The 14106-nt window shown below is 65.3% G+C and carries 12 protein-coding genes; 5 read left to right on the top strand and 7 right to left on the bottom strand.

The genetic code is table 11. The features are described from left to right. Positions 1-17: 17 nt before the first annotated feature. Entirely contained in the window at positions 18-776 is a 759-nt protein-coding gene (locus ABZ677_RS08810; RefSeq protein ID WP_094633095.1) for an SDR family oxidoreductase, read from the top strand. A gap of 14 nt (positions 777-790) precedes the next feature. On the opposite strand, the gene ABZ677_RS08805 is transcribed toward ABZ677_RS08810, so the two are convergent. From ABZ677_RS08805 to ABZ677_RS08795, 3 genes are read right to left on the bottom strand one after another with little or no spacing between them, the layout of a single operon-like run. Continuing rightward, positions 791-1036 (bottom strand): DUF2630 family protein, encoded by a 246-nt coding sequence (locus ABZ677_RS08805; protein ID WP_037191897.1) that lies wholly within the window; start codon positions 1034-1036, stop codon positions 791-793. A gap of 16 nt (positions 1037-1052) precedes the next feature. Beyond that, on the bottom strand, positions 1053-2300 hold the full coding sequence (locus ABZ677_RS08800; RefSeq protein WP_358368413.1) for a hypothetical protein: 1248 nt from the start codon (positions 2298-2300) through the stop codon (positions 1053-1055). Next, positions 2297-3061, bottom strand: coding sequence for a crotonase/enoyl-CoA hydratase family protein (locus ABZ677_RS08795; protein ID WP_037191901.1), 765 nt, complete (start codon positions 3059-3061; stop codon positions 2297-2299). Before ABZ677_RS08795 ends, ABZ677_RS08800 begins: the two co-directional genes overlap by 4 nt. Before the next feature lie 62 nt (positions 3062-3123). Here ABZ677_RS08795 and ABZ677_RS08790 point away from each other — a divergent pair, with 62 nt between their 5' ends. Both ABZ677_RS08790 and ABZ677_RS08785 read left to right on the top strand, forming a co-directional pair. Next, entirely contained in the window at positions 3124-3726 is a 603-nt protein-coding gene (locus ABZ677_RS08790) for a TetR/AcrR family transcriptional regulator (protein WP_032404341.1), read from the top strand. Then, complete coding sequence (locus ABZ677_RS08785; RefSeq protein WP_358368409.1) at positions 3713-5329, top strand: acyl-CoA dehydrogenase family protein; 1617 nt, start codon at positions 3713-3715, stop codon at positions 5327-5329. Before ABZ677_RS08790 ends, ABZ677_RS08785 begins: the two co-directional genes overlap by 14 nt. Positions 5330-5401: 72 nt before the next feature. Here the strand turns inward: ABZ677_RS08785 and ABZ677_RS08780 are convergent, their stop codons facing one another. Together ABZ677_RS08780 and pgi are read right to left on the bottom strand one after the other, a co-directional pair. Continuing rightward, the gene (locus ABZ677_RS08780) at positions 5402-6370 is read right to left on the bottom strand and encodes a type IV toxin-antitoxin system AbiEi family antitoxin domain-containing protein (protein WP_358368406.1); all 969 of its coding nucleotides are present in this window, start codon (positions 6368-6370) and stop codon (positions 5402-5404) included. Between the two features lie 129 nt (positions 6371-6499). Next, positions 6500-8149, bottom strand: a complete 1650-nt coding sequence (gene pgi, locus ABZ677_RS08775; RefSeq protein ID WP_037192202.1) for a glucose-6-phosphate isomerase — start codon at positions 8147-8149, stop codon at positions 6500-6502. Positions 8150-8231: 82 nt separating this feature from the next. Between pgi and ABZ677_RS08770 the strand changes: the two genes are divergently transcribed. Next, complete coding sequence (locus tag ABZ677_RS08770) at positions 8232-9683, top strand: NAD-dependent succinate-semialdehyde dehydrogenase (protein ID WP_358368596.1); 1452 nt, start codon at positions 8232-8234, stop codon at positions 9681-9683. A gap of 45 nt (positions 9684-9728) precedes the next feature. On the opposite strand, the gene ABZ677_RS08765 is transcribed toward ABZ677_RS08770, so the two are convergent. Then, positions 9729-10019, bottom strand: coding sequence for a chorismate mutase (locus tag ABZ677_RS08765; RefSeq protein WP_358368592.1), 291 nt, complete (start codon positions 10017-10019; stop codon positions 9729-9731). Positions 10020-10315: 296 nt separating this feature from the next. Here ABZ677_RS08765 and ABZ677_RS08760 point away from each other — a divergent pair, with 296 nt between their 5' ends. Continuing rightward, complete coding sequence (locus tag ABZ677_RS08760; RefSeq protein ID WP_358368403.1) at positions 10316-12796, top strand: UvrD-helicase domain-containing protein; 2481 nt, start codon at positions 10316-10318, stop codon at positions 12794-12796. Positions 12797-12865: 69 nt separating this feature from the next. On the opposite strand, the gene ABZ677_RS08755 is transcribed toward ABZ677_RS08760, so the two are convergent. Beyond that, positions 12866-13900 carry a M23 family metallopeptidase gene (locus ABZ677_RS08755; RefSeq protein WP_358368401.1) on the bottom strand — a complete coding sequence of 345 codons (1035 nt, stop codon included), beginning with the start codon at positions 13898-13900 and terminating at the stop codon, positions 12866-12868. Between the last annotated feature and the right edge of the window lie 206 nt (positions 13901-14106).

The raw sequence follows: 14106 nt of genomic DNA, 5'->3' as shown, positions 1-14106 counted from the left end.
ACATAGGCTCGCCGCTTATGGCGACCACTCGGAACAAGATTCTGATCACCGGAGCGAGCTCGGGGCTCGGTGAGGAAATGGCGCGACGGTTCGCAGGCATGGGCCGGGACCTTGCGCTCTGCGCCCGACGCGTCGAGCGGTTGGACGATCTTCGCGCCGAGTTGATGCATCACAACCCGAACATCACCGTGGTGGTTCGAGCCCTCGACGTCACCGATCACGACGCGGTCGGTGAGGTGTTCGGAAGATTGCGAGACGAATTGGGCGGCCTCGATCGAGTGATCGTCAATGCCGGGCTCGGCAAGGGCGCGAAGATCGGCACCGGCCGGGCCGAGGCCAATCTGCAGACCGCACGCACCAACTTCGTCGGAGCCCTGTCGCAGGCGGAAGCCGCACTGTCGATCTTCAGAGAGCAGAAGCGCGGGCACCTGGTGTTCGTCTCGTCCATCAGCGCCGACCGGGGACTGCCGGGAGCCAAAGCGGCCTACTCGGCCAGCAAGGCCGCAGTGGCCTCGCTGGGTGAATCGCTGTCCACGGAACTGTCGAGAACGGACATCGCCGTCACCACCCTGCTACCCGGCTTCATCGCCACCGACATGTCCGCCAAAGCGGGCGACAGTGCCGCTCTCACAGCCACTCTCGACCAGGGTGTCACCGCGATGGTCGACGCGATCGAGAGCGAGACCCGCCGCGCCGCGCTACCCGGACTCAAGTGGCGTGGCATCGACGCGGCGCTGCGGTTCCTGCCGAACGTGCTGACGGATCGGATGGTCTAGGAGTCGGGCAGGGGCTACTGCAGGTACCCCTCGACCCGGTCGACGCTGTTGGCCGTTGCGGTGTCGGGGTTCTTGCCCGCATCGATGCGCGCCCGACGCTGGCGGAGCAGGTCCCAGCACTGATCGAGGGCGTGCTCGAGGGACGCCAGTTGGGCCTTCTCGGTGTCCGGGTCGATGTCGCCCGACTGGGCCTCGGTGCGAAGCTTGTGCTCGGTGGCGATGAGCTGCTGGATCTTGGTGTGGATATCGTGCTCGTTCATGGCGACAACGGTAGACCTACCAGGGTTTGGCGGCCAGGTCCCGCGTTGCCAGGGCTCGCTGCACGGCCGCGGTGAGCTCGGCGGTCGATCCGGCCAACGCGTCGTCGGTGCACACGAGCGAGAGTGTGTAGTTGCCGTCCAGGCGGGAGAGATAGGTCGACATTCTGATCGTCGACAGCGCGCCCGACGGATTCGGATGGATCGCGCGGGTTGCGAGTCCGCACGATCGGTGGGTGCCGAGTGCGGTGATGCCGTCGGGAATGTCGCCGATGTTGGAGCACAACACTTCTCCGCGCCCAGGGGTCGACGTCAGCTTGGCGGCGACGCGATGGGGGAGCAGCTGGACGATCTCGGGTGGATAGCCTGCGGGTGCTCCCACCGGCTTGCCGAACGCCTCCTTGCACGCTGCTCGGATGGCCGCGGGCGAGTCGTCTCCGCGGACGGCGACGGTGGCCATGCCGATCGCATTGGCGTCACCGGACCCGGTGCGAAAAGGAATGTCGACGGTCACCGCGGGTGACCCGAGTTCTCTCATCGTGGCGGCGACGACCGAGACGAACAACGAATTGGCCGATCCGCCGACACTTTCTGCCGCCGAATCCCACTCTGCGGCATCGATATCGACGATCACCGACTGCATTGCCCGCGCCCCGTGCGGGGTGACGCCGCCGCTGTCGGCGGTGGTGAATGCTCGCAGTTCGGCTCGGGCCTTCTTACTGACCCACAACCTCGCCGTCGCTGCGATGGATCGTAGGAGAACGGTGAAGATCATCGAGAGCGCGTCCTTCACATCCGATCCCGGGTGCAGCGCCGGTACGGGTGTCGATCCGGAGAATGCTCGGGCCGCAGCGTCGATGAGCTCACGAGCGTCGGCCAGTGCGTGCGAACACACCAGAGACAGCACGGTGCCGCCGTGTGCAATGGGCGCGGCCGTCAACCGCCAGCCGGGTCCGTACTGCGGGTCGAGTCGAACTTCTGCCTGCGCGTCGGCCCATCCGATGATGTCGTCGACCGCGTCGGTGCCGTAGTCGAGTGGGAGCGATTCGGACGAGATGTCCCATCGAAGTCGGGCCCCGGGTGTGCGGGGCTTGCCGACTCGACGGCCGAGCTGTCCGATGGCCAGCTGGTCGTGGACCCGGTGTAGTTCTTCTGCGCTCACCGTCTCGGTCGTGCGCCAGATGCCTTGCAGCGCAATCGGAATTCCATAGCCGCGGTGGGTCCGGAGAAATATCTCGTCGATCACCGACAGGCGTGTGGATTTCACGGGCTCGCGGTGCCGTGTCGTCCCGCCCCCGATGCGAACCGGCTCGCGCCACTGAGCGCATCGGCGTTGATCGAGATGGCACCGTGTCGGAATTCGTTCTTCAGGGCGGACTCTTCGTCGAGGCCGTCCTGTTCCAGCAGGGACAACCGATCCTCACGCATGCAGGTCTGCGGTAGCAGCGCGAGCTCGGCGGCCAATGCCTCTGCTTCCGACCGGGCTCGGCCCACCGGAACCACTCTGGTGATCAGTCCCATGTTCAATGCCTCTTCGGCGTCGACGGCGCGACCGGTGAGGATCATGTCCATCGCCCGGCCCGTACCGACGATGCGCGGCAATCGCACTGTGCCGCCGTCGATCAACGGAACTCCCCAGCGCCTGCAGAAAACGCCGAACGTGGCGTCGTCCTCGGCGATGCGGAGGTCGCACCACAGAGCGAGTTCCAGTCCGCCCGCGACGGCGTATCCCGACACGGCCGCGATGACCGGCTTGGACAACCGCATTCGCGTCGGGCCCATCGGTCCGTCCCCGTGTTCGGTCGCGTGATTCGAGCGCGGTGTGCCCAGTGCCTTGAGGTCGGCTCCGGAGCAGAACGTGCCGCCCTCGCCCCACAGGACTGCCACCGAGGCGGATTCGTCGGCGTCGAACTCCTCGAACGCCTGGATCAACTCCTGAGCGGTGGGGCCGTCGACGGCATTGCGGGCCTCCGGACGCGACAGGACGATGGTGGTGACGGGGCCTGATCGTTCGATCCGTACCGGCATGTCTGTGAACCCTACTCGAGTTCTCTTGCGTGAAGCAATGAATCAGTGCTTCAATCCTTGGCATGCCCTATCGCCGAACCCCCGCGGTGCAGGCCAGGCTCGACGCCGGCCGCGAGAAGCTGTTCGCTGCCGCCATCGAGGTGCTCTCGACGCACGGTTACGCAGGGCTGTCGATCGCGTCGGTCGCCGCGGCCGCGGGAGTATCCGCAGGCAGCGTCTACACCCACTTCGAGGGCAAGGCGGACCTGGTGGTCGCCATCTTCCGCGAGGTCTGCGGCCGCGAGGTCGCGGCAGTAGTGGCCGTCGCCGGGCATGGAAGCACTGCCGAGCGGGTGACGGCAGTGGTGGAGACCTTCGCCGGACGAGCCCTGAAGAACCGAACGATGGCCTACGCGCTGCTCGCCGAGCCGGTGGATCCGGCCGTCGACGCCGAGCGGTTGGTCTTCCGGCGAAAATTCACCGAGGCATTCGCCGACGCGATCGCGGCAGGCATCGCAGCCGGGGAGATTCCCGAGCAGGACGCAGCGATCTCGGCAGCAGGTCTGGTCGGGGCCGTCGGCGAAGTTCTGGTCGGTCCGTTGTCTTCCCATGAATCCAAGGATCCGGTCCCGGGTCTGGTCGCATTGTCGTTGCGCGCGTTAGGAGTTCGAGATGGACACGCATGAGATATTCAACCAGGCAATCGACCTGAGTCCCTACGACACCTCCGCGGACCCGTCGTTGCTCGACGGCGTGGTGCGGGCCGGTGGCGGCTGGGCGCTCGACGAGGTTCGGCAGTTGGGAGCCCTCGCCGGCGGAGTCGAGGCTCAGGAGTGGGGACGGCTCGCCAACGAGAACCCGCCCGTGCTGAAGACCCACGATCGATACGGTCATCGCATCGACGAGGTCGAATTCCATCCGCACTGGCACGATCTGATGACCGTTGCCGTCGAGCACGGACTGCACGCCAGCCCCTGGACCGACGACCGCGTCGGTGCACACGTCGCCCGCGCTGCGAAGTTCTACGTCTGGGGGCAGGCCGAGGCCGGACACATGTGCCCCGTTTCGATGACCTACGCCGTCGTTCCGGCGTTGCGGCACAATCCTTCTCTGGCTGCGCAGTACGAGCCACTACTGGCGTCGAGGGAATACGATTTCGGCCTGCGGACCCCGTCGAGCAAACGCGGACTGATCGCAGGCATGTCCATGACAGAGAAGCAGGGCGGCTCGGACGTCCGCGCCAACACCACCACGGCCACACCGTCGTCGGACGGTACGTATTCGATCGTCGGCCACAAGTGGTTCACATCTGCGCCGATGTCGGACATGTTCCTCACCTTGGCGCAGGCCCCCGGCGGGCTCTCGTGTTTCATGCTGCCGCGCGTGCTGCCCGACGGTACCCGCAACCGAATGATGCTGCAGCGCTTGAAGGACAAGCTCGGCAACAAGTCTAATGCATCCGGTGAGCTCGAATATCACGGGGCCACCGGCTGGCTCGTGGGTGAAGAGGGACGCGGCGTGCGCACCATCATCGAGATGGTCAACATGACCCGGTTGGACTGCGTCATCGGGTCCGCGGCCGGAATTCGCAACGCCACAGTGCGCGCGGTCCATCATGCGCGTCATCGAGCTGCGTTCGGGGCTGCACTCGTGGACCAGCCTCTGATGCGAAACGTGCTGGCAGACTTGACCATCGAATCCGAGGCCGCCACCGCCGCCATGATCCGCCTGGCGCAGGCCACCGACGGCTCCGCGCGCGGTGACGAGCAGGAGAGCGCGCTGCGCCGAATCGCGTTGGCCGTCACCAAATACTGGGTGTGCAAACGAGCGCCGGCCCACGCCGCCGAAGCACTCGAATGTTTCGGTGGCAACGGCTATGTCGAGGAATCCGGAATGCCTCGGTTGTTCCGCGAATCGCCGTTGATGTCGATCTGGGAAGGCTCCGGCAATGTCGCCGCACTCGATTCCCTACGCGCACTGGCCCGTCAGCCCGACAGCGTCGAGGCCTTCTTCGGTGAGATCGGCCAGGCGTCGGGCGTGGATTCTCGCCTCGACGACGCCATCGCCCGCGTCGGCAAGGAACTCTCCGACACCTCCGACATGGAATACCGGGCCAGGCGAGTCGTCGAACTGATGGCCCTGACCTTCCAGGGCGCGCAGTTGGTGATGCACGGGGACGCCGCAGTTGCCGATGCCTTCTGCGCCAGTCGACTCGACCGAGACTGGGGCATCGCCTTCGGCACCCTGCCGACGGGAGTCGATACGGCGGCGGTGCTGGCGCGGGTGTGATGCCCGTCCGCGGATCTACGGAGCGGGGGATCGGCTCCCCATATTTGGATTTGTGACGCCGATCGGAGTCGGTTATCCAAAACTGGGGAGCTGATCCGACGAAATGCGCTGGTCTCCGAACCACCCGGCCGGCGTAGGAAGGCCTGCCGCGCGGGCGAAGGCCTGCTCGAAACGGCGAAGTAGTGCGCGAGGATCGTCCAGGTCCCGCCAATTCCACCGCACGATCACCCATCCCAACTCACGTAGTCGGTCCTCGCGATACTTTTCGTCGAGCAGTACACGCTTGGAGTCGTACTTCGATTCGCCGTCGAACTCGCCGATCACTTCGAACTCCCGGAACAGAAAGTCGACCCGCCCGACGAAGCGGCCCGCGCTGTCGTACACCCATTGATTGAGCAGCGGAGTCGGCAGAGGAAGCGTCTCGAAGAGCACCCGACTCCGAGATTCGCCGACGCTCTCGCTGCGCCCGTTCATCAGCGACACCGATCGCCGGGCGGCGGAGATACCGGTGCGGAACCGCGCCGACTCCACTGCAGTCGACAGAGCGTCGGTGTCGGTGTGACCTGATCTGAGTGCGCTGTCGCCTACGCACACGGACCGCTCGACGGTCGTGGTGCGTGCGATGTCGACGATGGTGCGGGCTGCCGAGGTGACCGCGCACCCGTTGACGGAGGTCCGTTCGGTGGGATCCAGCGTGGTGCCGTGGAGAATTCGCAGCGGACGGCGTTTGCTGGCGTAGTCGAGTCCGTGCGTCATGTGCACCTTGTCGAGCGGAAGCTGCCAGATGTCGAAGCCCCAGGCAATGGCGGCCGAGACGTGGCTGAGCACGTGATCCGGGGGAGCTGACATCAGATAGGACCGCGCGAGCAAAGAATGTCGTTCGGTCGGACTCGCGGATTGGATCACCGCATACGGCACGTAGAACCCTGGCCTCAGAACCGACAGTTCACCGGTGCGGCGCAGTCGTCGCAGGTCGTCGTCAGTCAATCCGAATGCGAGTGCGTCGGCCCGGGTGAACAGATCCGTCTGGGGTAAGTCCATGACTGCTTGGACGCGCCGGGTGCCGAAACGGATCCTTGTGCAGAGAAAAAGCTCCCCAGTTTGGGATTTCCGACGCCGATCGGAGGCAGAAATCCAAAACTGGGGAGCCGATTTACCTCAGTGGGGACCTCAGGCCGAACGACCCCGCTGCGCCCGGTACCAGCGCACCAGTGCGTCGGTGGATGAATCCGACTGTGCGGCAGGGGCTTCGGAATCGGTGAGCACCGGAGTCAGTTCGAGTGCTTGGGTCTTGCCGAGTTCGACGCCCCACTGGTCGTACGAGTCGACTCCCCAGATGACGCCTTCGACGAAGACCTGGTGTTCGTACAGGGCGATCAATTGTCCGACCACCGACGGCGTGAGCTTGGGGGCGAGGATCGAGGTGGACGGGCGGTTACCCGGCATCACCTTGTGCGGCACCACATCTGCCGGAGTGTCTTCGGCGGCGATTTCCTCGGCGGTCTTGCCGAAGGCGAGCACCTTGGTCTGCGCGAAGAAGTTGCTCATCAGCAGATCGTGCATCGAGCCGGTGCCGTCGCGGGTCGGTAGATCGTCGGTCGGTTCGGCGAATCCGATGAAGTCCGCAGGCACCAAACGCGTTCCCTGGTGCAGCAATTGGTAGAAGGCATGCTGCCCGTTGGTGCCCGGCTCGCCCCAGAAGATCTCGCCGGTCGGCGTGGTGACGGGGGAGCCGTCGGCCTTGACGGACTTGCCGTTGGACTCCATGGTCAGCTGCTGCAGGTATGCCGCGAAACGGGAGAGATCATTCGAATACGGCAGCACTGCACGGGTTTCCGCGCCGAAGAAGGAGCTGTACCACAGGCCGACGAGGCCGAGCAGAACCGGAGCGTTCTCGGCCAGCGGTGTGGTGCGGAAGTGCTCGTCGATGCGGTGGAAGCCGTCGAGGAATTCGCCGAACGCTTCCTTGCCCACAACGGTCATGACCGACAACCCGATTGCCGAATCGACGGAGTAGCGTCCGCCGACCCAATCCCAGAAGCCGAACATGTTGTCGGTGTCGATACCGAAGTCCGCAACCCTCTCGGCGTTGGTGGACACGGCGACGAAGTGCTTGGCGACGGCATCTTCACCGAGCGCGTCGACGAGCCAGCGTCGGGCCGCGGTTGCGTTGGTCAGCGTTTCGAGGGTGGAGAACGTCTTGGACGCGATGATGAACAGCGTCGACGCGGGGTCGAGTCCGTCGAGCGCACCGACCAGATCCGCGGGGTCGACGTTCGAGACGAATTTCGCCGAGATCCCGGCGTCGGCGTAGTGCCGGAGTGCGTTGTAGACCATGACCGGTCCGAGGTCGGATCCGCCGATGCCGATGTTGACGACGGTGGAGATCTTCGCGCCGGTGGCGCCGACCCATTCACCCGACCGCACCCGATCGGTGAATTCGCCCATTGCTGTGAGGACTTCGTGCACATCGGCGACGACGTTCTGGCCGTCGACGGTCAACGAGGCGTCGGCCGGTAGACGCAGCGCGGTGTGCAGAACGGCGCGGTCCTCGGAGGTGTTGATGTGCTCGCCCGCGAACATCGCGTCGCGTTTGCCTTCGACATCGGCGGTACGGGCGAGTTCGACGAGCAACTCGACGGTCTCGCGAGTGATGCGGTGCTTGCTGTAGTCGATGTGCAGATCGGCGGCGTCGAGAGTGAACGTGCGGGTTCGGTCGGCGTCCTCGGCGAACAGTGTCCGAAGATGAGTATCGGCGATCGTGGAGTGGTGATCGGTCAGCTTCTGCCAGGCATCCGTGCCGGTGATATCGACGCTCATACGAACCAACAGTAATCCCGTGCACAGTCACGCGCGCGTCGTTCTCGTTTGCTTCGGGCGCTGCGGAGGCATCATGGACGGTATGGACCAACGTGCATTGATCGATTCGATTCCGGCAAAACTGTGGATCGGCGGTAAGGCCGTCGACGCCGAGGGCGGTAAGACGTTCGCGGTGAACGATCCGGCCACCGGCAAGGCCCTGACCGAGGTGGCCGACGCGTCGCCCGCCGACGCGATGAAGGCGCTCGACGCAGCCGCTGCGGCGCAGAAAAGCTGGGCGGCAACACCTGCCCGCGAACGCAGTGAAATCCTTCGAGCGGCATTCGAGAAGGTCACCGAACGCGCCGACGACATCGCGCTGCTGATGACCCTGGAGATGGGCAAGGCGCTCGCCGAATCCAAGGCCGAGGTGAAGTACGGTGCCGAGTTCTTCCGCTGGTTCGCCGAGGAAGCGGTACGCATCGGCGGCCGCTACACCCCGGCCCCGGCGGGCAACGGACGAATCCTCGTCACCAAGGCTCCGGTCGGGCCCGTCCTGGCGATCACCCCGTGGAACTTCCCGTTGGCGATGGGCACAAGAAAGATCGGGCCGGCTCTGGCCGCCGGCTGCACCATCGTCGTCAAGCCCGCTCGCGAGACCCCGCTGACGATGCTGCTGCTCGCTCAGATCTTCGACGAGGTCGGCTTGCCCGAAGGTGTGCTCTCGGTGCTGACGACGTCGAAGTCCGGTGACGTCACAGGACCCCTCATCGAGGATCCGCGGATGCGCAAACTCACCTTCACCGGCTCGACGGGCGTCGGCAAGTCGCTCGTCGAGAAGTCCGCGACGAGGTTGCTGCGCACCTCGATGGAGCTCGGCGGCAACGCGCCGTTCGTGGTGTTCGACGACGCGAACATCGACGACGCGGTGGACGGCGCGATGCTCGCCAAGATGCGCAACGGCGGCGAGGCCTGCACCGCCGCGAACCGATTGCACGTGCACAACAGCGTGCGCGAGGAGTTCACCACCAAGCTCGTGGCGAAGATGTCCGAGATGAAGCTCGGCCCCGGCGTCGACCCCGATACCAAGCTGGGACCGCTGATCAATGCCGATCAGCTCGAGACCGTGCAGGAACTGGTCGACGACGCGGTGGCCAAGGGCGCGACGGTGGCACTCGGTGGGAAGGCACCGGGCGGGGACGGTTACTTCTACCCGGCAACCGTGCTCACCGACGTGCCTGCCGATGCACGGATTCTGAAGGAGGAGGTGTTCGGGCCGGTGGCTCCGGTCGTCGGCTTCGACACCGAGCAGGAGGGAATCGACGCGGCCAACGACACCGAGTACGGCCTGGCGTCGTACATCTACACCGAGAACCTGGACCGCGCGCTACGGGTGGCCGACGCCATCGACAGTGGCATGGTGGGCGTCAACCGCGGAGTCATCTCGGACGCGGCCGCGCCGTTCGGTGGAGCGAAGGAATCCGGATTCGGCCGTGAGGGCGGATCCGAGGGAATCGAGGAATACCTCGAGACCAAGTACATCGCGTTGAAGTAGAGCTGACGGTTGGGCGTGCACACTGCGCGCCCAACCGGAGGTCGATCAGTGTCCGAGGCGACCGCGACCGAGGCGGAGCAGGAGCATGGCCAGCGTGTGGCCTTCCTGACCGAGGCTGCTGAAACGCTCGAGAACCTTCATCTCGCGGCTGTGCACCAGACGCGGACCGCCGGAGGCCATGCGGGTGCGTCCGATGATCTGCGAGACCTCGGAGCGACGCTTGATGGCCGTCAGGATCTCGGCATCGAGGCGGTCGATTTCCTGGCGCAGGTCGTTGATCTCGGCCTCACTGGAAGGCATTGCAATGTCTGAGTCGATCTTCGTCGTCATGGCCATCGTCTCTCCTCGGGTCACATCTTGGATCGTTGCGTCGTCCGTCACCGTTACGCCTTTCGTATTCGGAACTGCATCGCCGGTCGGTTCGGTTCCCGTCCGGAACCAGGGCGTTGCGTCTATCGACAGGCTCCTGCACGCTCGGCCGAACAGCGGCCGATCCGATGCAGGCGATGACGTACGGTTTTTTCGATCACCGATCCAGTGTGCCACGGGTCCCCCCTCCTGAAAAGTCGTCGGTTCGGCCGACGACCACGCGATGTGGGTTTGTCGGTACGCGCCGGTAACCTGACCAGACGATGAACACATTCCTCCAGGGCCTTCAGTCCCGACAGAACACCTCGTCCGACGCACTGCTGGAAGGCCTCAATCCTCAGCAGCGCGAGGCCGTCGTGCATACCGGATCTCCGCTGCTCATCGTGGCCGGAGCCGGGTCGGGCAAGACGGCAGTGCTGACGCGACGCATCGCGTATCTGCTGGCCGAGCGAGGAGTGTCACCCGGCCAGGTTCTGGCCATCACGTTCACCAACAAGGCCGCTGCCGAGATGCGCGAGCGAGTCGCCGGACTCGTCGGACCGCGAGCGAACGCCATGTGGGTGTCCACCTTCCACTCGAGTTGCGTGCGGATTCTGCGCGCGCAGGCTGCGCTGCTGCCCGGTCTGAACTCGAACTTCTCCATCTACGACGCGGACGACTCTCGGCGACTGCTGACGATGATCTCCAAGGATCTGCAGATCGACACCAAGAAGTTCTCGGCGCGGCTGCTCTCGACGGCGATCTCGAACCTGAAGAACGAGCTGATCGGCCCCGACAAGGCGGCGGTGGACGCCGACGGCGATCCCGCCGAGCTGCCGCGACTGGTGGCCAAGGTCTACGGCGTCTACCAGCAGCGGCTGCGCGCGGCCAATGCGATGGACTTCGACGACCTCATCGGCGAGACGGTGGGCATTCTGCAGGCGTTCCCCCAGGTGGCGCAGTACTACCGACGCCGGTTCCGACACGTTCTGGTCGACGAGTACCAGGACACCAACCACGCCCAGTACATGTTGGTCCGCGAATTGGTCGGTACCCCCGACGCCGACGGTGCACTCGAGGGCACCGTCGCGCCGGGCGAGCTGTGTGTGGTGGGCGACGCGGATCAGTCCATCTACGCCTTCCGCGGCGCGACCATCCGCAACATCGAGGAATTCGAGCGCGACTATCCGGACGCGCGCACCATCCTGCTCGAGCAGAACTACCGATCGACGCAGAACATCCTCTCGGCCGCCAATGCAGTGATCTCGCGCAACATCGGCCGACGCGAGAAGAAGCTGTGGACCGACACCGGCGAGGGCGAGTTGATCGTCGGTTACGTCGCCGACAACGAGCACGACGAGGCATCGTTCGTGGCCTCGGAGATCGACCGACTCGTCGACGGTGGAGACGTGCGCTTCGACGAGGTGGCCGTCTTCTACCGAACCAACAACTCCTCGCGTGCGCTCGAAGAGATCTTCATCCGACTCGGTCTGCCGTACAAGGTCGTCGGCGGTGTCCGATTCTACGAGCGCAAGGAGGTGCGAGACCTCGTCGCGTACCTACGGGTGTTGTCCAACGAGGACGACACCGTCAGCATGCGACGCATCCTCAACACTCCGCGCCGGGGGATCGGCGATCGTGCCGAGGCCTGTGTCGCCGTCCACGCCGAGCAGCGCGACATCAGCTTCTCGCGCGCACTGCACGACGCGGCCGCCGGCAAGGTGGCGTTGCTCAACTCGCGGCAGCAGAAGTTGATCGCGCAGTTCGTGGAGTTGCTCGACGAACTACGTGCAGTGCTCACTGCGACCGACGGGGACGGCAACGACATCGCAGACATCGGCGATGTCGTCGAAGCCGTTCTCGACCGCACCGGCTACCGCGCCGAACTCGAGGCCAGCAGTGATCCGCAGGACGGTGCTCGACTCGACAACCTCAACGAACTCGTCAGCGTCGCACGGGAATTCACCTCCGAGGCGCGCAATCAGGCCGCAGTGGCGGCGGAAGCTCTCGAAACCGGGGACGACGAGAACGGCGACGAGGACGGTGGCGTCGACGGGTTGGCCGAGCCGGGGTCGCTCGCGGCGTTCCTCGAACGGGTCTCGCTGGTGGCCGACACCGATCAGATCCCGGATTCGGGCACCGGCGTCGTCACTCTGATGACGCTGCACACCGCGAAGGGCCTGGAGTTCCCGGTTGTCTTCGTGACGGGTTGGGAGGACGGCCAATTCCCGCACATGCGGGCGCTCGGCGACCCGAACGAACTGTCCGAGGAGCGACGTCTTGCGTACGTGGGCATCACCCGTGCGCGGCAGCGGCTCTATCTCACGCGCGCGATCATGCGCTCGGCCTGGGGTCAGCCCATCGCCAACCCGGAATCGCGCTTTCTGCAAGAAGTTCCGCAGCACCTGATCGACTGGCGACGCGAGGATCCGGGCACCGGGGGAGGCCGATCCATCGGCGGCGGAAGATCCGGCAGCTACGGATCGGGTGGTGGCGGATACGGCTCGAACAGCTACGGCTCGGGCGGCTACGGCGGGTCCTCGAGTCGCGGCCAGAGTTCGACTCCGAGTTTCGGTGCAGCCAAGGGGCGCAACTCGAACCTCGTTCTCGCCGTGGGTGATCGAGTCAGCCACGACAAGTACGGCCTGGGTACGGTGTTGGAATCGACCGGAGCCGGAGTCAAGGCGATGGTGTTGATCGACTTCGGTTCGGCAGGCCGCGTGAAGATGATGCTCATCGGCGGCGTCCCGATGACCAAGCTGTAAGAGGTCCGAGAACGCGAAAGCCGGACCCTGCGAAAGCGGGGTCCGGCTTCGTGTGGAAAGTCGGTGGATTCAGTCCATCTCGGGTCCGAGGGAGATTCCTCGGGAAGCGAGCCACGGAAGCGGGTCGATCTTGACCTCGCCCGGAAGATGAACCTCGAAGTGCAGGTGCGGGCCGGTGGAGAAGCCGCGGTTGCCCATCGTTGCGATCTGATCGCCCGCCATGACGTCCTGACCGACGGCGACGAGGGTGGTGTCGATGTGGCCGTAGACGGTGATCGTGCCGTCTGCGTGCTGCACGCGAACCCACATGCCGAAGCCGGCTGCCGGACCGGAGTCGATCACCTTGCCGTCGGCGACGGCGTAGATCGGAGTTCCGATGGCATTGGCAACGTCGACGCCGGCGTGGAGAACGCCCCAGCGGGTGCCGAAGTTGGAGGTGTAGGTGCCCTGTGCCGGAAGTGCGAACAGCGGCCTGCGAGCAGCGGCCTCGCGTGCGGCGCGCTCTTCGCTGAAGCGCTGGCCCTTGGCGAGCAGGTCGTTGAACTGGCTCAGATCCACCGGTGCAGCGATGCTGAGGATCTGCGGTGCTTCCGACGGCGTCGCGCTGGACGAGTCGGCGTCGATCTCGGTGGTCTGCGGAGTGGTGGTGGCCGCGACTGCCGCGGCGGCGGGTGCTTCACCTGCGGCGAGCGCGTACTCGGAGGTGGCGACTGCGGCGGGTGAGTCGTCGTTGACGACGGCCTGGCCTGCCGCGACAACCGCGCCTGCGGCGACAGCGAGAACTGCGGCTCGGCCCTTGAGTGCAGTAGGGGGAAGGGGAATGCGGTGTGCGCCGCCGCGACGGGCCACGGGGGTGGCGTCTGCGGTGGTGGCGAACGAGTTGACGACGGTCGGCGACTCGTCGGCTGAGATGTGCGGGGTCTCTGCGAAGTCGGCTTCGACGTATCGGTACGCCGGGTAGGCGTACGCGTCGTAAGCGCTGGTCTCGTAGGCGGGCTCTGCGGCTGCTTCGGCGGCGGGCTCGTAGCTGTAGACCGTGGTCGCGTCTTCGGCCGAGGGTCGAGAGAACCGGCTGGAGGTGAAGGACGCACGGTGTTGCTGCAAGACCTACAACCTCCGTTTTCGTGACCTGGCCGTTACTGAAAGACTCGGCAGACGGTAACGAAATGATTGCGGGGCGCGCAAGTTAACAGCCCAAACCGGCGTCATATGTGAGATGGCTCACAAGGCGACCAGCGGTTATGTCGTGACGAGCCACATTCGTAATCGGACACGCGAACACGTGGACGGCACACGGTGACAGTAACGGT

The organism is Rhodococcus sp. NPDC006774 (assembly GCF_040636045.1).
Lineage (GTDB): Bacteria > Actinomycetota > Actinomycetes > Mycobacteriales > Mycobacteriaceae > Rhodococcoides.
The sequence above is the reverse complement of the archived record's forward strand: the minus strand, read 5'-3'. Positions and strand labels throughout refer to the sequence as shown.